A 23,124-nucleotide genomic window follows, 5' to 3' on the forward strand; every position below is an offset into this window, starting at 1 on the left:
GTGACGGGGGAACTCACCCTCCGTCGTCCGGCCCGGGTTCTGCAAGAGGGTCCGGCCAAGTGTCCGAAATATTGTGCACAGTTCGGGATACCGAACATTCATGCCGTGGGGCGAGGTGCGAGGGCTGGTGCCCGACGGGTCGCTCGGTTACGGTCTGCCGTCCGGGGTATCGCATGGTGTTCGTAATCCCGAACGTGATGCCGGGGATTTGTGGCCGTCCAAACCGTTGACGCGGTCTCTCGGGCACCCCTACATTTCGTGGCAAGCGCTTTCCTGAAACGATTCATTCACCATTCATCCATCATTGGCGAGAGGGTGCATCATGCGTATGTCCAGGCATGTGGAGAGGCGGACCTTCCTCAAGGCGGCCGGCGCGAGCCTGGCCGGTGCGGGACTGACCGCCGCCGGCTGCGGCGCCGGCAGCGGCTCGTCCGGCGGGCCCGTCACCATCCGCTACGCCTGGTGGGGCGCGGACGACCGGGCGAAGAAGATCAACCGGACGGTCGCCCTCTTCGAGAAGAAGCACCCGAAGATCAAGGTCAAGACGGACTTCCAGCAGTACGGCGATTTCTGGAAGAAGTTCAACACCCAGGCGGCGGGCGGCAATCCGCCGGACGTCTTCCAGAACGCCATCGGCTTCCTGCGGAAGTACGACGCCAAGCGCGTCCTGCTCGACCTCGACGCTCAGGCGAAGAAGGGCAACCTGGACCTCGGCGACTTCCGGGCCGGACTCGAGAAGTTCGGGGTGGTCGACGGCAGACTGCTCGGCGTGCCGGTCGGCTCCAACTCCATGGGCCTGATCATCGACGAGCGGGTCTTCGAGAAGGCCGGCGTCACCCCGGCCCCGGGCTGGACATGGGACGACTGGGACGACGCCCTCGTCAAGATCCACGACAAGGCCGGGGTCGCGGGCGACTCGGGCCCCTTCGGCATCATGTACCTCTACGACCTGATCCTCCGCCAGAACGGCAAGGCCTTCTTCACCGAGAAGGGCCTCGGATTCACCGAGAGCGACCTCGTCCCGTACTGGACCGAGTCGATGAAGCGCGTCAGGACGGGCCTGTACGCGGACCAGAAGAAGGTCGAGCAGATCAAGCCCAAGTCCGCCCTCGCGGCGGGGCTCGCCGGCGGCGAGTTCACCTGGGACAACTTCACGGCCCGCTACTCCGCCGAGGGCAAGAGCTCGTACGCCATCGCCCCCATCCCCACCGCCGACGGCAAGAAGACCGGCCAGTACCTCGGTTCGCTGATGCTCAGCGGCAGCGCCCGCACCAAGCACCCCGCGGAGGTGGCCACCTTCATCGACTTCATGGTCCACGACCCCGAGGTCGGCCGGATCATGGGGTACGACCGCGGCGTGCTCTCCACCAATGAGCAGTACGAGGCGTTCGACCCCACCGACCCGGTCAGCAAGAAGATCGCCGCGTACGAGAAGCAGATCGCCGCCGCCGGCACGCTGGAGACCATCACCCCCCACCCCGCCGGCGCGGACGTCGTCGAGGCCGCGTTCCTGCGGATCGCCGCCGACATGGCGCTCGGCAAGGCCCCCGTCGAGGAATCCGCGCGGCAGTTCTTCACCGAGGCGAAGACGGCGCTCGGCTCCTGATGGGAACGCCACCCGTGACCCAGCTCGAGGAATCCGTGCGGCAGGTGGCGGACAAGGCCCCTGCCGCCGGCACGACGCCCTCGCCCGTCCGCCGCCGCGGACGCAAGGACGGCCTGATCGGCTACCTGTTCATGTCGCCCTGGATCGCCGGCTTCCTGCTGCTCACCGCGGGACCGATGGTCGCCTCCCTCTACTTCGCCTTCACCGACTACAACCTCTTCGACTCCCCGAAGTGGATCGGCCTCGGCAACTTCTCCGAGATGTTCGCCGACCCGCGCTGGCGCACATCGGTCGAGGTCACCGCCAAGTACGTCCTCATCGGGACGCCGCTGAAGCTGCTCCTCGCCCTCGGCGTCGCGCTGCTGCTGGCGCAGAGCCGGCGCGGACAGGCCTTCTACCGGGCCGCCTTCTACGCCCCCTCGCTCGTCGGCGCCAGTGTGTCCGTCGCCATCGTGTGGCGCGCCCTGTTCTCCGACGACGCGGTGGTGGACCGGGCCCAGACGTTCCTCGGCATGGACGTCGGCGGCTGGATCGGCGACCCCGCCTGGGTCCTCTACTGCCTGGTGGCACTGACCGTCTGGCAGTTCGGCGCGCCGATGGTCATCTTCCTGGCCGGACTCAAGCAGGTGCCCAAGGAGCTGTACGAGGCGGCCCAGGTCGACGGCGCCGGACCGTGGCGGCGCTTCTGGCACATCACCCTGCCGATGATCTCGCCGGTGATGTTCTTCAACGTCCTGCTGGAGACCATCCATTCGTTCCAGATCTTCGGATCGGCCTACATCATGAGCAACGGCAGCTGCGGACCCGCGGACGCCACGCTCGTCTACACCTGCTACCTGTACCAGCAAGGCTTCGAGAACAGCCGGATGGGCTTCGCGTCCGCCATGGCGTGGATGCTGCTGATCGCCGTCGGCCTGGTCACCGCGGTGCTGTTCTGGTCCCAGCGCCGCTGGGTGCACTACGAGGAGGCGTCCCGATGAGCGGCACGGTCAACACCAGCGCGCGCCGCGGCGGCGGGTCACTGCTCTGGCACGTCGGTGCCCTGGCGCTGCTCGCCGTGGTCCTCTATCCGGTGATCTGGGTCATCGGCGGCTCCCTGAAGCCCAGCGACGACATCATCGGCAGCCTGGACCTGTTCCCGACCGATCCCATCGTCGAGAACTACCGGCGGCTGACCGACGGCATCGCTGACATCCCCATCACCACCTTCTTCGTCAATTCCACCTTCCTCGCGGTCGGTTCGGTGGCCGGCGTACTGCTGTCGTGCTCGCTGGCGGCCTACGCCTTCGCCAAGATCCGGTTCCCCGGGCGGAATCTGATGTTCGCGCTGATGATCGGCACGCTGCTGCTGCCGTACCACGTACTCCTCATCCCGCAGTACGTGCTGTTCCAGAAGCTGGAACTGATCAACACCTATGTGCCGCTGCTGCTCGGCAAGTACCTCGCGACCGACGCCTTCTTCGTCTTCCTCATGCTGCAGTTCATGCGGAACCTGCCGAGGGAGCTGGACGAGGCCGCCCGGCTGGACGGCTGCGGTCATCTGCGCATCTACTGGTCGATCGTGCTGCCGCTGTGCCGGCCGGCCCTGATCACCAGTGCCATCTTCACCTTCATCAACGCGTGGAACGACTTCATGGGCCCGCTGATCTACCTGAACGAGCCGGAGAAATACACCGTCTCGCTCGGACTGAAGATGTTCATCGACCAGGACGCCGTCGCCGACTACGGCGGCATGATCGCCATGTCGCTCGTCGCGCTGCTGCCCGTGCTGGCCTTCTTCCTCGCCTTCCAGCGCTACCTGATCGACGGCATGGCGACCTCGGGCCTGAAGGGCTGAACGGCCATGACAGCGCGCTCCCTGCCGCAGCAGGGGTCCCGGCTCTCCACCGGATTCGGCGTCTTCGCCGAATGTCTGCTCACCGGCGTGTGGATGACCCTCGCCGCCGTGCCACTGGTGACGGCCCCGGCCGCCTTCGCCGCCGGCGTCCGCCATCTGCGGCGCCACCTGCGGCACGAGGCGACGGGCCTGCGGCACTTCGCCGGTGACTTCCGTGCCGCGGTGCGTGGCGGGTGGCTCGTCGGACTGTCCGGTCCGGTGGCCCTGTGGCTGCTTTGGCTCAACCTGGCCGCCGTCCGCGCCGGGCTGCCGGGCGGACCGTTCGTGGGCGCGGTCGCGGTCCTCGCCGCCATTGGGGCCGTGGTCGCGGTGCTCAGGGCGGCAGCGGTGTGGGATCCAGGCGCGTCCTGGCCCGCGCTGCTGCGCGCGGCCGCCCGGCGCACCCTGCGCGACCCGGCGGGATCGCTGCTGCTGGTGGGCGGGTTCGCGGTGGTGGCCGGGACCGCCTGGGCCGTGGCACCGCTGGCGGTCCCCGTGACGGGGGCGGTCGCGGCCGCGGCGGTGGCGGTCGAGGCACGGCACGCCGCCGGCTGACGGGCGGGGCCGCACGCGCGTGGCCCCGCGGGCCGGAGGCCAGGCACGAGCGTGACCCCGCAGGCCCGCACTGCCGTAAGCCCGCACAGCAGTAAGCCTGCACGTCGCACGTCCGTAAGCCCGCGTCTTCGCACGCTGCACGTCCGCAAGCCCCGCACGTCGTCACCACCGGCCTTGAGTAGGCCGCACCTCTGCACGCCGCACCATCCCCAGCGCGCACGTCCGCACCGCCGCACCGCCGCGAGCCCGCTTGTCCGCACCGCCGCACCACCGCGAGCCCGCACCTCCGCACCGCCGCGAGCCCGCCCGGACCACCCGTTCCGTGCGCTCCCACGAACTCAGTTCGTCCGTCGCCGCGTTCGCGGTCTCAGCACTTCTGCTCTGCCCTGCTCAAGGCCCCGTCCGTCACCGCTCAGGTCTCACAGAAGGAAGCGTCATGTCTCCGATCTCCCGCAGGTCCCTGCTCTCGGCGGCCGCGGCCGCCGGCGCGGCCGCCCAGTTCAGCTGGGCACTCGGCAGCACGACCGCGCAGGCGGCGCCCCGTCAGGCGGCCGCCGGCCCCGAACCGGTGACACTGAAGTGGCTGGAGGACGACGGGCTCGGGGCCGCCCCCGGCACGACCCTCGGCGTGCCCTGGCCGAAGGGCGCGTACGCCAAGGACCAGACGTTCTCGCTGACCACCGCCGACGGCAGGCAGGTGCCGGTCCAGTCGTGGCCGCTCGCGCAGTGGCCCGACGGCTCCCTGAAGTGGACCGCCCACGCCATCGGCCCCGAGACCTCGGCCAAGAGCTTCACGCTCACCGCGGGCGAGCCCGCCGCACCCGGCCGTCGGATCACCGTCACCACCAAGGGGGGCACGGTCGACGTCTCCACGGGCGTCATCACCGCCCGCCTCGGCACGAGCGGGTCCTCCCTCGTCAGGTCCGTGACCCGCGGCGGCACCGAGATCGCCAGGAACGGGCGCCTCGTGCTGCTCCGCCAGGGCGAGATCGAGGACGGCGACCAGGGCCGGGAGTCCTACGAGCGCTTCGAGAGTGCCATCCACGAGACCGAGGTCGAACAGGACGGTCCCGTACGGGCGGTCGTCCGCATCGACGGCAAGCACCGCCGGGGAAACCGGAGCTGGCTGCCGTTCTCCGTCCGTCTCTACTTCTACGCCGGCGCCGAGTCGTTCCGCATGGTGCACACCATCACCTACGACGGCACCCAGGAACCCGGCAGGGCGGACGGCGACTTCATCCGCGGCCTCGGTGTCCGCTTCACCGTGCCGATGCGGGACCCTTCGTACGACCGGCACATCCGGATCGGCGGCGACGGCACCGGACTGCTCCGGGAGGCCGTCAAGGGCATCACCGGACTGCGCCGCGATCCGGGAGCGGCCGTCCAGGCGGCCCAGTTCGAGGGACGCGCACTTCCGGATCCGGCCACCTGGGACCAGCGCGTCACCAGCCGTCTGCACCTGATCCCCGAGTGGGGCGACTACACCCTCAGCCAGCTCTCCGCCGACGGGTTCACCCTGCGCAAGCGCACCAAGAAGGGACACGGCTGGATCGCGTCCGGCGGTGGGCGCCGCGCGTCCGGCTTCGGCTATGTCGGCGGCGTGAGCGGCGGACTGTCCTTCGGTCTCCGCGACTTCTGGGAGAAGCACCCCGCCGGTCTCGACATCCGCGACGCGCACACCGACAGCGCCGAGGTCACCCTCTGGCTCTGGTCACCCGAGGCACAGCCCATGGACCTGCGCTTCTACCACGACGGTCTCGGCCAGGACACCTACGCCGAGCAGCTCGAGGGCCTGAACATCACGTACGAGGACTACGAGCCCGGCTTCGGCACCCCGTACGGCATCGCCCGCACCAGCGAACTCCTCTTCTGGGCCCACGACTCGACGCCCGAGGCCGGCACCCTGGCCAAGGAGACGTCCGCCGTCCGCACCCCGCCGCAGCTCGCCGCCCCGCCCGCCCACATGGTCGCGGCCAAGGTGTTCGGCGGCCTGTTCTCCGAGCCCGACCGGTCCGACCCCGCCAAGGCCCGGATCGAGGACCACCTCGACTTCCTCTTCACGTACTACCGCGACCAGGTGGACATGCGGCGCTGGTACGGCTTCTGGGACTACGGCGACATCATGCACAGCTACGACCCGGCCCGGCACCAGTGGCGGTACGACGTCGGCGGCTACGCGTGGGACAACTCCGAGCTCTCCCCTGACCTGTGGCTCTGGTACGCCTACCTCCGCTCCGGCCGCGCCGACATCTTCCGCTTCGCCGAGGCCATGACCCGCCACACCGGCGAGGTCGACGTCTACCACCTGGGCAAGTGGGCCGGCCTCGGCACCCGGCACGGCATCCAGCACTACGCCGACAGCGCCAAGCAGCAGCGCATCGCCAACACCACCTACCGGCGCTTCTACTACTTCCTCACCGCCGACGAACGCACCGGCGACCTGATGCACGCGAACGTCGACTCCGACGAGACGTTCCTCGTGCTCGACCCGATCCGTAAGATCCGCACCGAGCCCTACACGCCCGACCGGCACGCCCTGTCCATCGGCTTCGGCACCGACTGGAGCGGACTGGTCTCCGCATGGCTCACCGAATGGGAGCGCGGCGGTCCCAAGGCGGCGAAGGCGAAGGCCAGGATCCTGTCCACGATGGAGACGATCGCCGCCCAGCCCAACGGCTTCGTCCAGGGCAGCGGCCTGTACGACCTCGACACCGGCCGCTTCGCCGTCGAGAAGGAGCCCAAGGTCGGCGTCTCGCACCTGTCCGCCGTCTTCGGCCTGAACGAACTCTGCGCGGAGCTGATCGACCTGATCGACATGCCGGCGTTCCGCGAGGCGTATCTCGACTACTGCCGCTACTTCAACGCGACCAAGGCCGAGCAGGCCGCACGCTACGGCTCGAACTTCGGCTCACTGATCCTCTTCCAGGGCCACTCCAGGCTGGACGCGTACGCGGCCGTCCAGACCGGCGACGAGAGGCTCGCGCGCCGCGCCTGGGAGAAGTTCTACAACAGCGACGGCTACCGGGAATCGGCGCCGTGGGCCACGGAAGAGGTCGACGGGCCCGTCACGCTGGTGCCGGGCAGCGAGGCCAACTGGGTCTACACCAACGACACCGCGCTGTACGGGCTCGCGGCCATCGAGAACCTGGCGCTGGTCGGCGACCGGATGCCGTGAGGCGCTCCGCCCTCACCAGGACCGCAGGTGGGACTCGATCCGCCTGCGGTCCAGGACGCCGTCGGCCACCACGATCCGGTAGCGGTACGAGAAGGCGGCACCGGAGGGGAGCGTGAACTCCTCGAAGAAGGCCCACGAGAGGGCGACGGTCGGGGTCGGCTCCGACCGTACGAACCAGTGGGACGGGCTGACGGCGGCCTCGTTCTCCGGGGCGTGGGCGAAGACCAGGGTGCTGTGCGCGTCGACGCCGTCGTGCTCGCCGGTGAAGGCGAGCCAGGGCGCGGCGCGGCCCATCATGTCGGCGGCCCCTGCCTCGCCCGCGCCGCCGTGCCCGTCCGGGCCCACGACGTCGCCGCCGGTGAGGTCGCGGGGCCCGCGCCAGTGCAGCCCGGTGTAACCGGCCGCCTGCCGCCCGGCGGTCGTCGGTGAGCCGAACCGCAGGGGCTCCGGGCGGGTGTTGGTGAGGTGGATGGACCAGTCGAGCGCCCAGGATCCGTCCGCCGGCTCGACGGAGTGGACGGTGAGCGTGCGCCGCTCCCGTGCCCATTCCGCGCCGCCGTTCTCGATCCAGGTGAGCCGCTCCCGCATCGTCAGCCGGTTCCCGGCCACGCCGACGGCGTCGAAGCCGTCGTGCCGCATCCACCCGATCCGGTCGGGCAGCGGCAGATAGCCCTCGCCGTGGACGTAGGAGTTGCCGCCCCAGAAGTTCTGCCCCGACAGATGGCTCGCGGTCATCTGAAGGCCTTTGTGCCAGCGGTGGTCGCTCGGCCGGTATCCCGTCACCAGGCGGCCGGAGAGGGTCCGCAGCGGGTGCACGTACGGCTTGCGGGACTCGAAGGGCTCAGGGTCGGGGCGGTAGACGTACGTCATCAGCTCCACGCCGCCGTGCGACACGACGACCTTCTCACCGTGCGTGTGGGTCACGGTGACCGGAGCGCTCATCGGTGTCCGCCGGCCGTGTCCGCGGGGGCCCAGGCGGGGTGCCCGCCGTGCATGGCGGTGTAGTACGGATCGTCGGACGTGATCTCACCGGCTCGTACGGGCATGCCGGTGAAGGCCGCCTTGTAGAGCGCGGCGACGAACTCCAGTGTCCGCCGCGCGTCGGGGCCGCTGCCCGGCGGGCGGGTCCCGGCACGCATCGCCGCGAGGACGGACTCCAGTTGCGCGGAGTGCGAGCTGGGCAGATCCGCCGCGGGCGTCCGCCACGTCTCGACGCGGCGCTCGTCGGCGGCGGCGTGCGGGGCCGGCGTGTAGACCCAGTCGGCGTTGGAGTGGCCGTAAAGGTGGGTGAGTTCGACGGTGGCGTCGGAGCAGTCGATGCGGATCCGGCTGACCTCGTGCGGTGACACGACGCTGTTGACGACGGTGGCCATGGTGCCGTTCGCGAAACGGACGAGCGCCGTCGAGACGTCCTCGCTCTCGACGTCGTGCACGAGCCGGCCCGCCATCGCCCGTATCTCGGCCCAGTCGCCGAGCAGGTGCAGCAGCAGGTCCATCTGGTGGATGCCGTGCCCCATGGCGGGGCCGCCGCCCTCCGTGGACCAGCGGCCCCGCCAGGGGACGGCGTAGTAGGCGCCGTCGCGGTACCACGTCGTCTGGCAGTGCGCGACGAGCGGCGTGCCCAGTTGCCCGGTGGTGAGCAGTGCGCGGGCGTGCGCCGCGCCGGAGCCGTAGCGGTGCTGGAAGACGACGGACGCGTAGGGGCCCGGGGAGCCGTCCGGACCCTCGGCCGCGGCGATGGCGTCGTACTCGGCGAGCGACAGGCACAGCGGTTTCTCGCACAGCACCCAGGCGCCCGCCCGCAGCACCTCGACGGTCTGTTCGCGGTGGAAGGCGGGCGGGGAGCCGAGCAGCACCAGGTCGGGGCGGGCGGTGGCGAGCATCTCGTCGAGACGGGTGAAGCCGTCGACCCCGTTCCCCGCGGCGGCGCGGAAGGCGTCGAGCTGTGCCGTGTTCACGTCGACGGCGGCGACCAGTTCCACCTCTGCACAGTGGTCGGCCAGGGCGGGGAGGTGGCTGCCGTGGGCGATGGCTCCGGTGCCGACGACGGCGGCACGCAGACGGCCGCGGGGACGTGTCATGAAGAGGACTCCTCGCGCGAAAGTGCGTAGAAAGCGCTTGCTGGCGAGCCACCCTATGGGTGCCGCCGCGCGCGCGACAACCCCCGTCGTGTCCGGGCGGCCGAATGCGGGGCCCGGTTCGACGGGTCGGCGGTACGGCCCTCATTTGTTCGGCATTGCGAACGCTGGTCGACCAACCGTGCCGGGTTGTGCGCAAAGCGTTGACGGCCGCCGACGTGGTTCCTAGGGTGCCGTTCGAAGTTCTGATCGCTGTCCGGTATATCGAACGACTTCGAGGATGTGCGTATGGCACGCAGACGATGGCGGCTCGGGCTCACCCTGGGAGCCCTGCTCGCCGGAACGCTCGGCGCGGGACCCGGCGCGGCGGCCGAACCCGCCGACTACACCATCTCCGTCGACGCAGCCGGTACGGGCGCCAAGATCGACGACACGATGTACGGCGTCTTCTACGAGGACATCAACCGCGCCGCGGACGGCGGGCTCTACGCCGAACTCGTGCAGAACCGCTCCTTCGAGTACCGGCCCGCGGACAACGCCGCCTACACCCCGCTGACCTCGTGGACCGTCTCCGGCGGCGCGAGAGCCATGGAGGACGACGGGCGCCTGAACGACCGCAACCGCACCTACCTTTCCCTGGACGCCGGTGCCCTGGTCACGAACGCCGGCTACAACACCGGCATCGCGGTGGAGAAGGGGAAGCGGTACGACTTCTCCGTCCATGCCCGCGCCGGCAGGGCGGCACCGCTGACCGTCACCCTGCACGACGCCCACGGCGAGCTCGCCGAAGGCCGCCGGGTCGTCGCACGCGGCGGCTGGGCCGAGTACAGGGCGACGTTCACAGCGCGCCGTACCTCCACGACGGGCCGCCTCACCGTCGCCGCCGCACGGCCGGCCGCCCTCGACATGGTCTCCCTCTTCCCCCGTGACACCTACAAGGGCCGCGAGAACGGCCTGCGCAAGGACCTCGCGGAGAAGATCGAGGCCCTTCACCCGGGCTTCCTCCGCTTCCCCGGCGGCTGCCTGGTCAACACCGGCAGCCACGAGGGGTACGACGAGGCGTCCGGCTGGGAGCGCCGCCGCTCGTACCAGTGGAAGGACACCATCGGCCCGGTCGAGGAGCGGGCCACCAACGCCAACTTCTGGGGTTACAACCAGAGCTACGGACTGGGCTACTACGAGTACTTCCAGTTCGCCGAGGACATCGGCGCGATGCCGCTGCCCGTCGTCCCCGCGCTGGTCACCGGCTGCGGTCAGAACCGGGCCACCGACGACCCCGCCCTGCTGCGGCGGCACATCCAGGACACGCTGGACCTCATCGAGTTCGCCAACGGGCCGGTGAGCTCCGAGTGGGGCGGCAAGCGCGCGGACATGGGGCACCCGGAGCCGTTCCGCCTCACCCACATCGGGGTGGGCAACGAGGAGAACCTGCCCAAGGAGTTCTTCACCCGCTTCGAGCAGTTCCGCACCGCGATCGAGGCCGCCCACCCGGACATCACGGTGATCGCCAACTCCGGCCCCGACGACGCCGGGACGACCTTCGACGAGGCCTGGCGGCTCAGCCGTGAGTCCGGTGTGGACATGGTCGACGAGCACTACTACAACAGCCCGCAGTGGTTCCTCGAGAACAACGAGCGCTACGACGCCTACGACCGGGCCGGCCCCGAGGTCTTCCTCGGCGAGTACGCCTCCCAGGGCAACACGTTCGGCAACGCCCTCGCGGAAGCGGCCTTCATGACCGGCCTGGAACGCAACGCCGACATCGTGAAACTCGCCTCGTACGCGCCGCTGCTCGCGAACAAGGACTACGTGCAGTGGCAGCCGGACATGATCTGGTTCGACAACGCGAGGTCCTGGGGCTCGGCCAACTACGAGACGCAGAAGCTCTTCATGACCAACGTGGGCGACGAGGTCGTCCCCTCCACCGCGTCCACCACGCCGACCACCTCGGGGCCGATCACCGGCGCCGTCGGCCTGTCCACGTGGGCGACCAGCGCCGCGTACGACGACGTCGAGGTCACCGGCTCCGACGGCACGACCCTGCTGTCCGACGACTTCTCCGCCGGCGACGACCGGTGGACGAAGGCCACGGGCGCCGGGTCCTGGGCCGTGCAGGACGGCGCGTACGTCCAGAGCGACGAGGCGGCGGAGAACACCCTCGTGACCGCGGGCGACCCGGCCTGGCAGAACTACGACCTCCGGGTGAAGGCCACCAAGAAGTCCGGCAGGGAGGGCTTCCTCGTCGCCTTCGGTGTCAAGGACACCGGCAACTACTACTGGTGGAACCTGGGCGGCTGGAACAACACCCGCTCCGCCGTCGAGAAGAGCGTCGGCGGGGCCAAGCAGACCATGACGGAGAACGCCACGACCATCGAGACCGGCCGCACCTACGACCTCCACGTCGAGGTGCGCGGACGGCAGGTGTCGCTCTACGTCGACGGCCGGAAGTGGGGCGGGTTCACCGACGACAAGGTCGCGGAGCCCTTCCGTCAGGTCGTCACCCGTGACGCGGCCACCGGCGAACTCATCGTCAAGGTCGTCAACGCCCAGGCGTCACCGGCCCGGACGGCGATCGATCTCGGTGCGGGGACCGAGGTGGCCGGGCCGGCCCGGGTGACCACCCTCGCGGCCGACCCGGCCGCGCAGAACACGGCCGACGAGCGGCCGGTCCGGCCGCGGTCCTCGACCTTCGACGGGGTCGGCAGCACCTTCTCGTACACCTTCCCGGCCCATTCCGTGACCTTCATGAGGATCAGGACCGGGTGAGGAACGCGTGCGGGGTGCGCGCCGGGCGCGCACCCCGCACGCGCCTTCACTCTCCCGCCGCCCCGCGAACGACCCGGGGCGAGCAGCCCTTCCGCGGTCCGGGCCGACCGGTCCGGACGAACACCGACACACCCGAACGAGCCGCGTCGCGCGGCCACCGACGAGAGCGAGTCCACCCATGACGACCAGCAGACGTGCCGTGCTGACGGCGGCGGCGGCAGCCGCGGCGACAGCGGCCACCGCGGCGACGACCCCGGCCGCGGCCGCCGGCACCACGACGGCCCCGAGGGGGACCCGGCAAGCCCGCGGCCCCGTCCGGCAGCGGTTCGGGTCCCTGGCCGACGGCACCGCCGTCGACCTGTGGACGCTGGAGAACGAGGGCATCCGTCTGCGCGTCCTGTCGTACGGCGGAATCGTCCAGGGGCTGGAGGTTCCCGACCGCCGGGGGCGGTGGGCGAACGTGTCCCTCGGCTTCGGCAACCTGGACGACTACGTGGCGAAGAGCCCGTACTTCGGCGCGGTGATCGGCCGTTACGGCAACCGCATTGCCGGCGGCAGGTTCACGCTGGACGGGACCACCCACCGGCTTCCGGCGAACGACGGCCCCAACAGCCTGCACGGCGGCGACCAGGGCTTCGACAAACGGGTCTGGGACGTCGAGCCGTTCCGCCGGGGCACCGACACCGGCCTCACCCTGCGGCGCGTCAGCCCGCACGGCGAGATGGGATACCCCGGCACCCTCACCGTCCGGGTCGACTACACCCTCACCGCTCGCGGCGAGTTCCGCGTCGACTACGAGGCGACGACGGACCGCGCCACGGTCGTGAACCTCACCAACCACACCTACTTCAACCTCGCGGGCGAGGGGAGCGGCACCGTTCACGACCACCGGCTGCGCATCGACGCCTCCCGCTACACGCCGGTGGACGCCACACTGATCCCGACGGGCGTCCTGGCCCGCGTCGCCCGCAGCCCCTTCGACTTCCGGCTGGGCAAGCCGATCGGCGAGGACCTCCGCCAAGGGCACGAGCAGATCCTCCTGGGGCAGGGGTACGACCACAACTTCGTGCTCGACAAGGGGATCACCGCGCAGCCGCGGAAGGCCGTCACGGTCACCGAGCCCACGTCGGGGCGGGTCATGACCATCGCCACCACGGAGCCGGGTCTGCAGTTCTACAGCGGCAACTTCCTCGACGGCACCCTGAAGGGCACCTCCGGCCGGGTGTACCGGCAGGGCGACGGGTTCTGCCTGGAGACCCAGCACTTCCCCGACTCGCCCAACCGGCCCGAGTTCCCGACCACGGTGCTCCGGCCCGGGCAGGTGTACCGGTCCTCGACCGTGCACTCCTTCGGCACGCTCTGAGCGGACGCCCACAGCACCGTGCCCCGGCCCTCCGCGAGGAGGACCGGGGCACGGTGCCGCGTCGGGCCGGCCGTCAGGAGCCGACCTTCCGCTTGTTCCAGACGTCGAACCCGACCGCGGCCAGCAGCACCAGTCCCTTGATGACCTGCTGGTAGTCGCTGCCGATGCCGACGAGCGACATGCCGTTGTTCAGTACGCCGAGGACCAGGCCGCCGATGATCGCGCCGAACACCGTCCCGACGCCGCCGCTCATCGACGCGCCGCCGATGAAGGCGGCGGCGATCGCCTCGAGTTCGAAGTTCACGCCGGCCTGCGGGACACCGGCGTTGAGGCGGGCGGCGTAGACGACGCCCGCGAGGGCCGCGAGCACGCCCATGTTCACGAAGACCAGGAAGGTGACCCGCTTGTCCTTCACGCCGGAGAGCTTGGCCGCCGCCTGGTTGCCGCCGAGCGCGTACACATGACGACCGACGACCGCGTTGCGCATGACGAAGCCGAAGCCGACGAGCAGGGCCGCGAGGAGCAGCAGCACGACCGGGGCGCCCCGGTAGCTGGCGAGGGTGAGGGTGAAGGCCAGGACCGCGGCGCTCAGCGCGGCGCACTTGGCGATGAAGAGGTTCCTGGGAAGCACGTCGAGCTCGTACTTCTGCTGGCGGCGGCGGTCCCTGACCTCCTGCCACAGGGCGAACGCGAGCAGCGCGAAGCCCATCAGCAGCGTGAGGTTGTGGTAGTTGGTGACCGGCCCGATCTCCGGCAGGTAGCCGGTGGCGATCTTCTGGAAGCCCTCGGGGAACGGCCCCAGGGAGCGGCTGCCGAGGAGGATCTGGGTCCCGCCGCGGAACAGCAGCATGCCCGCCAGTGTGACGATGAACGACGGGATGCCGACGTACGCGATCCAGAAGCCCTGCCACGCGCCGGCGAGTGCGCCGATCGCGAGGGAGAGGACGAGCGCGAGCACCCAGGGCACGTCGTGCTCGACCATCATCACCGCGGCCGCGGCGGAGACGAAGGCGGCCAGCGAGCCGACCGACAGGTCGATGTGGCCCGAGATGATGACGATCATCATGCCGATGCCGAGCACCAGGATGTAGCTGTTCTGGAGGACGAGGTTGGTGACGTTGTTCGGCAGCAGCAGGACGCCGTCGGTCCATATCTGGAACAGCACGACGATGAGCGCCAGTGCGACGAGCATTCCGTACTGCCGCATGTTGCGCCGTGCCGCGTCGAGCAGCAGTTCCTTCGTGCCGTGGCGCGTCGGCGGGGGCGTGCTGGGGGAGGCGCTGGTCGGCGCGTCGGTGGTGGCCGGGCCCATGTCGGTTACCTCTTGTCGCTGGTGCTGGTCATGTGGCGCATGAGAACTTCCTGGGTCGCCCGGCCGCGAGGGACCTCGCCGGTGAGGCGGCCGGCGGACATCGTGTAGATGCGGTCGCACATGCCGAGGAGTTCGGGGAGTTCGGAGGAGATGAAGACGACGGCCTTGCCCTCCGCGGCGAGTCGGTCGATGACGGTGTAGATCTCGAACTTGGCGCCCACGTCGATGCCGCGCGTCGGCTCGTCGAGGATCAGCACATCGGGCCCCGCGAAGATCCACTTGCTGAGGACGACCTTCTGCTGGTTGCCGCCCGACAGCCGGCCCACCTGCTCGAAGACCGTGGGCGCCTTGATGTTCATGCTGCGCCGGTAGGACTCGGCGACGCGCCGCTCCTCGTGTTCGTCCACCACACCGCGCCGGGCGACCTTGGAGAGGGCGCTCATGGTGATGTTCCGGCCGATGGTGTCGATCAGGTTGAGGCCGTAGTGCTTGCGGTCCTCCGTGACGTACGCGATGCCGTGGCCCACCGCCTCCGGGACGGTGCGGGTGCGGATCTCCTTGCCGTCCTTGAGGACGGTGCCGCTGATGTTGCGCCCGTAGGAACGGCCGAAGACGCTCATCGCGAGTTCGGTGCGGCCCGCGCCCATCAGCCCGGCGATGCCCACGATCTCGCCCCTGCGGACGTCGACCGACACCTGGTCCACGACCTTGCGCTGCTGGTCGATCGGGTGGTGCACGGTCCAGTCGCGGATTTCGAGCGCCGGGTGCTCACCGGGCTCCCCGGTGTACGGGGTGCGTTCGGGGAAGCGGTGGTCGAGGTCCCGGCCGACCATGCCGCGGATGATGCGGTCCTCCGTCATGTCCCCGTCACGCACCCCGAGGGTCTCGATGGTGCGGCCGTCACGGATGACGGTGACGCGGTCGGCGACCTCCGCGATCTCGCCCAGCTTGTGCGAGATGATGATCGAGGCGATGCCCTGTTCCCGCAACTCCTTGATGAGGGCCAGTAGTTTGGCGCTGTCCTCGTCGTTGAGCGCGGCCGTCGGCTCGTCGAGGATCAGCAGCTTGACCTTCTTGGACAGCGCCTTGGCGATCTCCACGAGTTGCTGCTTGCCCACGCCGATGTCCGCGACCCGGGTCTGCGGGTGCTCGCGCAGGCCGACGCGCCTCAGCAGCGCGGCGGCGTGCCTGAGTGTCTCGTTCCAGCTGATGATCCCGCGCGTGGCGTGCTCGTTGCCGAGGAAGATGTTCTCGGCGATGGACAGGTACGGCACCAGGGCGAGCTCCTGGTGGATGATGACGATGCCGCGGTCCTCGCTCGCCCGGATGTCCTTGAAGGCGCAGTGCTCGCCCTGGAAGAGGATGTCCCCTTCGTAACTGCCGTGCGGGTGCACCCCGCTGAGCACCTTCATCAGCGTCGACTTGCCGGCGCCGTTCTCCCCGCAGATGGCGTGGACCTCGCCCGGCGCGACGGTCAGCGTCACGTCGGACAGGGCCCGCACCCCGGGGAACGTCTTGCCGATGGACCGCATCTCCAGGATGGGTTCCACCGCCGGGGCTCCCGGCATCAGAGGTCGCTCGCCTTGATGTAGCCCGAGTCGACCAGCACCTGCTTGTAGTTGGTCACGTCGACGCTGACCGGGTCGAGCAGGAAGGCGGGCACGACCTTCTTCTCGTTGTCGTAGGTGGTGGTGTCGTTGACCTCGGGCTTCTTGTCGTTCAGTACGGCGTCGGCCATCTGGACCGCCTGCTTGGCGAGCGCCCGGGTGTCCTTGTAGACCGTCTGGGTCTGCTGCCCGGCGATGATGGACTTGACCGAGGCGACCTCGGCGTCCTGCCCGGTCACGACCGGGTAGGGCTTTGCCTTCGTGCCGTAGCCGTCCGACTTGAGCGCGGAGAGGATGCCGATCGATATGCCGTCGTACGGGGAGAGCACCGCGTCGACGGACTCCGAGCCGTACGAGCCGGTCAGCAGGTCGTCCATGCGCTTCTGCGCGGTGCCGCCGTCCCAGCGCAGCGTGGTGATCTGCTCCAGCCTGGTCTGTCCGCTGCGGACGACGAGCTGCTTCTTGTCGATGTACGGCTTGAGGACCTTCCAGGCGCCCTGGAAGAAGAAGCGGGTGTTGTTGTCGTCGGGAGAGCCGGCGAACAGCTCGATGGTGAACGGGCCTTCGGCGCTGCCGTCCTTCAGCCCCAGTTTGTCCACGATGTAGCCGGCCTGGAGTTCGCCGACCTTCTCATTGTCGAAGGACGCGTAGTAACTGACGGCCTCGCTGCCGAGGATGAGCCGGTCGTAGGAGATGACCTTGACGCCCTGCTCGCTCGCCTGGCGCAGCACGTCACCGAGGGCACGTCCGTCGATGGCCGCGACCACGAGGACGTCGACCCCCTTGGTGATCATGTTCTCGATCTGGGAGACCTGCTGGTCGACGTCGTCCTCGCCGTACTGAAGGTCCGTCTTGTACCCGAGCTTCTTGAACTCGGCGGCCATGTTGTTGCCGTCGGCGATCCAGCGTTCCGAGGACTTCGTCGGCATGGCGATCCCGACGGTGGATCCCTTGCCTCCCGCTGGCTCCTGCTTGCTGCCGCCCGTGCTGCTCTGGCCGCAGGCGGCGAGGGACAGGGCGAGGGCGGCGGTGACCGCGGTGACCGCGGCTCGGCGGTTGCGCATCTTCATCAGTCCTTAGGTGAGGGCACGACCGCCGGAGAGGCGGTGGCAAGGTCGGTGACGGGCGGATCGGTGACAGCGGGGCCGGTGACGGACGGCCCGGTCCCGGGGAGGTCCGTCACGGGGAAGCGGTGCAGAGGGCCGGGGAGACGCGAGCCGAGCGGCGACATCCCGCCGTCGGCGCCGAGACGGGCCAGCAGGTCGAGCGTGAGCCGGCCGCGCCGGACCCGTTCCCGGGCGGAGGCCAGCATCGTGTCGCGCATGTGGGCGCCGTACGGGTAGAAGCCGGGCGCCTTGCTCAGTCCGAACTTCAGATAGAGGGGAGCGCCGCGCCTGATGAGCTCGGCCGCCTCGTACATGCGCACATAGCCGCCGAGGTCGTCCGGCGCCTCCACATAGAGGTCCATCGGCGCCGCGCTGGCCCGCCGGATCTCGGTGAGGTGGGCGAGCGTCAGGTCGGAGGGCACATTGACCGAGTCGGCGCCGAGCCGTTCATGGACGGCGTACGCCGCCGGGTTGACCGGACCCACCAGCGCGGACACCTTGAACGTCGTGTCGGCCGGCAACACCCCCTGGGCGCGCAGCCGGTGCAGGCACCAGAGCACCCCTTCGTCGGCGACGAGGAGACAGCGCACGCCGAGGGCGGTCGCGCGGAGCGCGTCCTCGACACAGCCGGCGAGCGCGTCGTGACCACGGGCCCGCAGTCCGGAGCCGCCGGACTCGGTGCGGGTCGAGGCTCCGATGTCCCAGCTGCCGCGCGGTCCGGTGAACAGGCAGAGCTCGATGCCGCGTTCGGCGCAGGCGCCGGTCATCTCGGTGATCTCGTCGTCGGAGAGCATCCACACGCCGCTGCCCTGGCTGATGCGGTGGACCGGCAGGTCCAGCCGGGCGGCCTCCTTGAGCACGACGGCCAGCACCTCCGGGCCCTCGCAGGAGGGGATCTCGGTGCGCCAGCTGCCGCCGTCGGGGAACCGGTGCGGGGAGGCGTCCGAGGGATTCTCTGCCGGTGCGGCCAGGCCCAGTGCGGCGAGTGCCGCTCCACCGGGGCGGCGCGCTCCGGAGGTTCGAGCAGGGGGAGGGGTCACGAGCAACCTCTATTGTTCGAAATATCGGACGTCGTTCGAGATTCTGGGGCGACGTTAAGGATCCAGCCACCTGGGTGTCAATGGGTCGGACGGTCGAACACGAAGATCCCCGACGCCTTACCGGGAAGGGGCACCGGCGATAGACTGTTCGCTCTGCCGATCAAGCGTTGATATATCGAACAAGGGGAAAGCCATGGGACGCCTCGTGCCCGCTGTCACCCGTGCTCTCGACATTCTGGAGCTCTTCCTCGACGGGGACGGGACGCTTTCGGCCCCCGATATCGTCCGGAAGCTCCAGCTGCCGCGCACCACCGTGCACGAACTCATCACCACGCTCGCGGCCCGCTCCTACATCGTGCCGGTGGACGGCCGCTCCGGCCGCTACCGCCTCGGCGTACGCCTCTATCAGCTGGGCAGCCGCTACGCCGAGCAGCTCGACCTCGCCCACGAGGGCCAGGAGGTGGCCCGCTCCGTCGCCGAGACCTGCGACGAGACCGTCCATGTCGCGATTCTCGACGGCACTCACGTCCTCTACATCGCGAAGGTGGACTCCACCCACGCCGTCCGCATGGTCTCCGCCGCCGGCCGCAGCCTGCCCGCCCACTGCACGGCGGTGGGCAAGATGCTGCTCGCCTCCCTCCCCGACAGCGAGCTCGACACCCGACTCGCGCCGGGCACCGAGCTGGCCGCCATGACGCCCAACAGCATCACCGACCCGGCCGTCCTGCGTACCGAACTCGAGGCCGTGCGGGCGGCCGGCATCGCCCTGGAGCGCCGGGAGTCGAACGCGGACGTCAGCTGTGTCGCCGCGCCCGTGCGGGACCGTTCGGGCCGGGTCGTCGCCGCGCTGTCCATCTCCGTGCCGATGATCCGCTGGAGCGAGGAACGCCGCGCGGAGCTCGAACAGCTGGCCGCCAAGGGCGCCGCCGACCTGTCCGAGCGCCTCGGGCACCGGGCCGCCGCGTGAAGGGCGTGGAGGTGGCGGTCCGCCACGACGCGCTGCTCGGCGAGGGCCCCACCTGGGACCCGGCGGCCGAACGGCTGCTGTGGGTCGACATCCTCCGCTCGCGCGTCCACACCTACGACCCCGCCAACGGTCGCCGTACCGTCATGGCCACCGGGCAGCACGTCGGCGCGGCCAAGCCCCGGGCGGGCGGGGGCCTCGTCGTCAACCTCCGTGACGGCGTGGGGCTCTACGACAGCGACGCCGCCTTTCGCTGGCTGCACCGGGATCCGGTCGCGGGGCGCCGGGCCAACGACGCCGCGGTCGCCCCCGACGGCTCACTGTGGACGGGGACGATGCGCTACGACGAGGCTCCGGGCGGCGGGACGCTCACCAGGACGGCGCCCGACGGCACGGCGGCGACCGTCCTCGCCGACGTCACCGTCAGCAACGGCACCGGGTGGAGCCCCGACGGCCGCCGGATGTACTACATCGACTCACCGACCCGCCGGATCGACGTGTTCGACCTGCGGCCCGGTGACCCCCTGCCGGTGAACCGGCGTCCGCTGGCCGTCGTCGAGGACGGCGCCGGCTACCCCGACGGACTCACCGTCGACGCGGACGGCTGCGTCTGGGTCGCCCTGTGGGACGGGGCCGCGCTGCGCCGCTACACACCGGAGGGCGTCCTCGACCGCGTCGTGGAGCTCCCGGTGCGACGGCCCACCTCCTGTGCGTTCGGCGGCGCGGGTCTGACCGACCTCTATGTCACGTCCGCCCGCAAGGGGCAGGCCGCGCCGCATCCCCTCTCCGGCTCGCTGCTGGTGGTGCCCGGCGCCGGGCGCGGGATGGTTCAGCCCGCTTTCGCCGGCTGAAAGGGGGCCCCTCCGCGGGTGTGGCGGAGGGGCCCGACCCGGGTGTGACGAGGGCTCAACAAGCAATGACGTTCGGGGAGTCGAACGTCGTTCGTCATTTCAGCGAAAGTCATTGACGTTCGGCTTCCCCGCCTCTACGGTCCCGTTCGAAGTTGCGAGCGAGTGTCGAAATTTCGAACGTTGATATCGACGGCTCCGCCCCCCGCATCCCCTCGTCCGATGAAGGAGCCCGCCCTTCATGAACGCCCCGCGCCCCCGGCCCGGCCACCGCCTGCGAGCGGTCCTCGCCACCACCGCCGTCACCGCCGCACTCGTCGGCGCCGGCGTCCTCCCCGGCCACGCCGCCCCGGCGGCCCCGACCGCCTCCGCGGGCCATCCGGATCCCCGTCCCGTCACCGGCGACACCGAGGTCCACGACCCGTCCGCCGTCCGCCTCAAGGACGGCACGTACGTCGTCTACTCCACCCACGGCGGGATCGAGGCCCGCACCTCGCGCGACGGCAGGACGTGGCAGCGCGCCGGATCCGCCTTCACCGACATCCCCGACTGGTGGCGCGCCTACTCCGCGGAAGGCGACCCGTGGGCGCCCGAGGTCACCTACCGCGACGGCGTCTACTGGCTCTACTACGCCGTCTCCTCCTTCGGCTCCAACCACTCCGCGATCGGCCTGGCCACCTCCCGCAGCGGCCGGCCCGGCACCTGGGAGGACCGCGGAAAGGTCTTCTCCACCACCACGGGCGACCACTACAACGCCATCGACCCCGCCGTCCTCCAGGCACGCGGCCGGCTCTGGATGTCCTTCGGTTCGTACTGGACCGGCATCCGCATGATCGAGCTCGACCCCGCCACCGGCAAGCCCCGCACCGCCGACCCCGAGGTCCTGCACCTCGCCACCCGCCCCGACGAGCCCTACGCCGTCGAGGCGCCCTACATCGTCGAACACCAGGGCAGCTACTACCTGTTCGTCTCCTACGACCGCTGCTGCGCCGGTACCGACTCCACCTACAACATCCGCGTCGGACGGGCCGCGCACCCCGCCGGTCCCTACTACGACCGCGACGGCACCGCGATGACCGACGGCGGCGGTGAACTCCTCCTCGCCGGCCACGGCCGGTACGTCGGCACCGGCGGTCAGTCCGTGCTCCGCGACCGCGGCCGGGACGTCCTCGTCTACCACTACTACGACGCCGACGACGCCGGCGTGCCCAAGCTCGGCCTCAACCCTCTGAGCTGGGGCAAGGACGGCTGGCCCGTCGTCACCCCCTGACCCCCCGAACATCCCGGAAGGACACCATGCCCGACAGCAACGCCCGCTTCACGCTCGACCCCGCCTTCACCGTGGGCGAGGTGAACCCCCGTCTCTTCGGCTCCTTCGTCGAGCACCTGGGCCGCTGCGTGTACACCGGCATCTTCGAACCGGACCACCCGTCCGCCGACGAGGCCGGGCTGCGCACCGACGTCCTCGAACTGGTCCGGGAACTGGGCGTCACCGCCGTCCGCTACCCGGGAGGCAACTTCGTCTCCGGCTACCGGTGGGAGGACTCCGTCGGCCCCGCCGAGGAGCGGCCGCGCCGCCTCGACCTCGCCTGGCGGTCGACGGAGACCAACCGCTTCGGACTGAGCGAGTTCATGGCGTTCCTGGGGAAGATCGGGCCGCAGGCGGAGCCCATGATGGCCGTCAACCTCGGTACGCGGGGCGTGGCCGAGGCACTTGAGCTCCAGGAGTACGCCAACCACCCCGCCGGCACCGCCCTTTCCGATCGGCGCATCGCCCACGGCGACAAGGACCCGTTCGGCATCCGTCTGTGGTGTCTCGGCAACGAGATGGACGGTCCCTGGCAGACCGGGCACAAGACGGCGGAGGAGTACGGCCGCCTCGCCGCGGAGACCGCCCGGGCGATGCGGCAGATCGACCCCGGCCTCGAACTGGTCGCCTGCGGCAGCTCGAGCCAGGCCATGCCCACCTTCGCCACCTGGGAGGCGACGGTCCTCCAGGAGGCGTACGACCTCGTCGACCACATCTCGCTGCACGCCTACTACGAGGAGATCGACGGCGACCGCGACTCGTTCCTCGCCTCCGCCGTGGACATGGAGTCGTTCATCGAGAACGTCGTCGCCACCTGCGACCACGTCGGTGCCCGGCTCAAGTCGAAGAAGCGCATCCAGCTCTCCTTCGACGAGTGGAACGTCTGGTACATGAAGCGGTTCGAGGCGGAGAACACGGCCAACCCCCTGGACTGGCCCGAGGCCCCGCGGCTGCTCGAGGACAACTACAGCGTCACCGACGCCGTCGTCTTCGGCTCGCTGCTCATCGCCCTGCTCCGGCACGCCGACCGGGTGACCGTCGCCTGCCTCGCGCAGCTCGTCAACGTGATCGCCCCGATCATGACGGAGCCCGGCGGCCCGGCCTGGCGGCAGACCACGTTCTTCCCCTTCGCCCAGGCCTCCCGCTACGGGCGCGGCGAGGTCCTCGACGTACGCGCCGACTCGCCCACCTACCGGACGGCCGCCTACGGCGAGGTCCCGCTGCTGCACGCCACCGCCGTACGCGACAAGGACACCGGCGCCGTCACCGTCTTCGCCGTCAACCGGAGCCAGAGCGACCCGCTGCCGCTCCGGATCGCCCTCACCGGGCTGGACGTCACCCACGTCGAGGAGCACAGCGTCCTCAGCGACGCCGACCCGGAGGCCCGCAACACCCTCGCGGAGCCCGAGCGCGTCGTGCCGCACGCGGGTGAGGGGGCCGTGCTCGCGGGCGGCGTCCTCGACGTCACCCTCGAGCCCCTGTCCTGGAACGTGATCCGGCTGGCCGCCGGCGCCTGACA

Annotated in this window: 17 protein-coding genes; 11 read left to right on the forward strand and 6 right to left on the reverse strand. The window is 70.2% G+C overall.

All coding sequences use genetic code 11. The annotated features are described in order from the left end of the window. Positions 1-322 precede the first annotated feature (322 nt). From SPRI_RS32650 to SPRI_RS32670, 5 genes are all read left to right on the forward strand, one after another. Entirely contained in the window at positions 323-1,606 is a 1,284-nt protein-coding gene (locus tag SPRI_RS32650) for an ABC transporter substrate-binding protein (RefSeq protein WP_005320815.1), read from the forward strand. Next, on the forward strand, positions 1,606-2,586 hold the full coding sequence (locus SPRI_RS32655; protein ID WP_005320817.1) for a carbohydrate ABC transporter permease: 981 nt from the start codon (positions 1,606-1,608) through the stop codon (positions 2,584-2,586). Before SPRI_RS32650 ends, SPRI_RS32655 begins: the two co-directional genes overlap by 1 nt. Continuing rightward, entirely contained in the window at positions 2,583-3,443 is an 861-nt protein-coding gene (locus tag SPRI_RS32660; RefSeq protein WP_037775406.1) for a carbohydrate ABC transporter permease, read from the forward strand. Before SPRI_RS32655 ends, SPRI_RS32660 begins: the two co-directional genes overlap by 4 nt. Positions 3,444-3,449: 6 nt before the next feature. Beyond that, on the forward strand, positions 3,450-4,037 hold the full coding sequence (locus SPRI_RS32665; protein WP_053557582.1) for a hypothetical protein: 588 nt from the start codon (positions 3,450-3,452) through the stop codon (positions 4,035-4,037). Positions 4,038-4,473: 436 nt separating this feature from the next. After that, on the forward strand, positions 4,474-7,212 hold the full coding sequence (locus SPRI_RS32670) for an exo-rhamnogalacturonan lyase family protein (RefSeq protein WP_053557583.1): 2,739 nt from the start codon (positions 4,474-4,476) through the stop codon (positions 7,210-7,212). 12 nt (positions 7,213-7,224) lie between these two features. Here the strand turns inward: SPRI_RS32670 and SPRI_RS32675 are convergent, their stop codons facing one another. Next, positions 7,225-8,154 (reverse strand): DUF6807 domain-containing protein, encoded by a 930-nt coding sequence (locus tag SPRI_RS32675; RefSeq protein ID WP_005320823.1) that lies wholly within the window; start codon positions 8,152-8,154, stop codon positions 7,225-7,227. After that, positions 8,151-9,293, reverse strand: a complete 1,143-nt coding sequence (locus SPRI_RS32680; RefSeq protein ID WP_053557584.1) for a Gfo/Idh/MocA family protein — start codon at positions 9,291-9,293, stop codon at positions 8,151-8,153. The genes SPRI_RS32675 and SPRI_RS32680 overlap by 4 nt, the downstream gene beginning before the upstream one ends. Positions 9,294-9,578: 285 nt before the next feature. On the opposite strand from SPRI_RS32680, the gene SPRI_RS32685 reads away from it, so the two are divergent. Both SPRI_RS32685 and SPRI_RS32690 read left to right on the forward strand, forming a co-directional pair. Then, positions 9,579-12,056 carry an alpha-L-arabinofuranosidase C-terminal domain-containing protein gene (locus SPRI_RS32685; protein ID WP_053557585.1) on the forward strand — a complete coding sequence of 826 codons (2,478 nt, stop codon included), beginning with the start codon at positions 9,579-9,581 and terminating at the stop codon, positions 12,054-12,056. Positions 12,057-12,234: 178 nt separating this feature from the next. Continuing rightward, a complete protein-coding gene (locus SPRI_RS32690; RefSeq protein WP_053557586.1) occupies positions 12,235-13,419 on the forward strand; it encodes an aldose epimerase family protein in 1,185 nt (394 codons plus the stop codon). Positions 13,420-13,492: 73 nt separating this feature from the next. Here SPRI_RS32690 and mmsB read toward each other — a convergent pair whose 3' ends face one another. From mmsB to SPRI_RS32710, 4 genes are read right to left on the reverse strand one after another with little or no spacing between them, the layout of a single operon-like run. After that, on the reverse strand, positions 13,493-14,731 hold the full coding sequence (mmsB, locus tag SPRI_RS32695) for a multiple monosaccharide ABC transporter permease (RefSeq protein WP_005320829.1): 1,239 nt from the start codon (positions 14,729-14,731) through the stop codon (positions 13,493-13,495). A 5-nt stretch (positions 14,732-14,736) separates the two neighbouring features. Further along, on the reverse strand, positions 14,737-16,299 hold the full coding sequence (gene mmsA / locus SPRI_RS32700; RefSeq protein ID WP_005320830.1) for a multiple monosaccharide ABC transporter ATP-binding protein: 1,563 nt from the start codon (positions 16,297-16,299) through the stop codon (positions 14,737-14,739). Next, positions 16,299-17,402, reverse strand: a complete 1,104-nt coding sequence (chvE, locus tag SPRI_RS32705) for a multiple monosaccharide ABC transporter substrate-binding protein (RefSeq protein ID WP_037777203.1) — start codon at positions 17,400-17,402, stop codon at positions 16,299-16,301. The genes mmsA and chvE overlap by 1 nt, the downstream gene beginning before the upstream one ends. Before the next feature lie 5 nt (positions 17,403-17,407). Continuing rightward, a complete protein-coding gene (locus tag SPRI_RS32710) occupies positions 17,408-18,484 on the reverse strand; it encodes a hypothetical protein (protein WP_234020453.1) in 1,077 nt (358 codons plus the stop codon). Positions 18,485-18,677: 193 nt separating this feature from the next. Between SPRI_RS32710 and SPRI_RS32715 the strand changes: the two genes are divergently transcribed. The 4 genes from SPRI_RS32715 (at position 18,678) to arfA (ending at position 23,122) form a co-directional block, all read left to right on the forward strand. Continuing rightward, entirely contained in the window at positions 18,678-19,451 is a 774-nt protein-coding gene (locus SPRI_RS32715; protein WP_005320834.1) for an IclR family transcriptional regulator, read from the forward strand. Between the two features lie 5 nt (positions 19,452-19,456). Beyond that, positions 19,457-20,299, forward strand: coding sequence for an SMP-30/gluconolactonase/LRE family protein (locus SPRI_RS32720; protein ID WP_238996291.1), 843 nt, complete (start codon positions 19,457-19,459; stop codon positions 20,297-20,299). Between the two features lie 238 nt (positions 20,300-20,537). Continuing rightward, on the forward strand, positions 20,538-21,566 hold the full coding sequence (locus SPRI_RS32725) for an arabinan endo-1,5-alpha-L-arabinosidase (protein WP_005320835.1): 1,029 nt from the start codon (positions 20,538-20,540) through the stop codon (positions 21,564-21,566). Between the two features lie 26 nt (positions 21,567-21,592). Then, positions 21,593-23,122, forward strand: a complete 1,530-nt coding sequence (arfA, locus tag SPRI_RS32730) for an arabinosylfuranosidase ArfA (RefSeq protein WP_005320836.1) — start codon at positions 21,593-21,595, stop codon at positions 23,120-23,122. Positions 23,123-23,124 lie beyond the last annotated feature (2 nt).

Origin of the sequence: Streptomyces pristinaespiralis, from assembly GCF_001278075.1 — a bacterium.
Classification (GTDB): Bacteria; Actinomycetota; Actinomycetes; order Streptomycetales; family Streptomycetaceae; genus Streptomyces; species Streptomyces pristinaespiralis.

Excerpts from the sequence above, each read along its gene's own strand:
- SPRI_RS32670 (WP_053557583.1), top strand. The coding sequence starts at position 4,474 with ATGTCTCCGATCTCCCGCAGGTCCCTGCTCTCGGCGGCCGCGGCCGCC.
- SPRI_RS32725 (WP_005320835.1), top strand. The coding sequence starts at position 20,538 with ATGAACGCCCCGCGCCCCCGGCCCGGCCACCGCCTGCGAGCGGTCCTC.
- SPRI_RS32660 (WP_037775406.1), top strand. The coding sequence starts at position 2,583 with ATGAGCGGCACGGTCAACACCAGCGCGCGCCGCGGCGGCGGGTCACTG.
- SPRI_RS32685 (WP_053557585.1), top strand. The coding sequence starts at position 9,579 with ATGGCACGCAGACGATGGCGGCTCGGGCTCACCCTGGGAGCCCTGCTC.
- SPRI_RS32690 (WP_053557586.1), top strand. The coding sequence starts at position 12,235 with ATGACGACCAGCAGACGTGCCGTGCTGACGGCGGCGGCGGCAGCCGCG.
- SPRI_RS32680 (WP_053557584.1), bottom strand. The coding sequence starts at position 9,293 with ATGACACGTCCCCGCGGCCGTCTGCGTGCCGCCGTCGTCGGCACCGGA.
- mmsA (WP_005320830.1), bottom strand. The coding sequence starts at position 16,299 with ATGCCGGGAGCCCCGGCGGTGGAACCCATCCTGGAGATGCGGTCCATC.
- SPRI_RS32715 (WP_005320834.1), top strand. The coding sequence starts at position 18,678 with ATGGGACGCCTCGTGCCCGCTGTCACCCGTGCTCTCGACATTCTGGAG.
- SPRI_RS32675 (WP_005320823.1), bottom strand. The coding sequence starts at position 8,154 with ATGAGCGCTCCGGTCACCGTGACCCACACGCACGGTGAGAAGGTCGTC.
- SPRI_RS32665 (WP_053557582.1), top strand. The coding sequence starts at position 3,450 with ATGACAGCGCGCTCCCTGCCGCAGCAGGGGTCCCGGCTCTCCACCGGA.
- arfA (WP_005320836.1), top strand. The coding sequence starts at position 21,593 with ATGCCCGACAGCAACGCCCGCTTCACGCTCGACCCCGCCTTCACCGTG.
- chvE (WP_037777203.1), bottom strand. The coding sequence starts at position 17,402 with ATGCGCAACCGCCGAGCCGCGGTCACCGCGGTCACCGCCGCCCTCGCC.
- SPRI_RS32655 (WP_005320817.1), top strand. The coding sequence starts at position 1,606 with ATGGGAACGCCACCCGTGACCCAGCTCGAGGAATCCGTGCGGCAGGTG.
- SPRI_RS32650 (WP_005320815.1), top strand. The coding sequence starts at position 323 with ATGCGTATGTCCAGGCATGTGGAGAGGCGGACCTTCCTCAAGGCGGCC.
- mmsB (WP_005320829.1), bottom strand. The coding sequence starts at position 14,731 with ATGGGCCCGGCCACCACCGACGCGCCGACCAGCGCCTCCCCCAGCACG.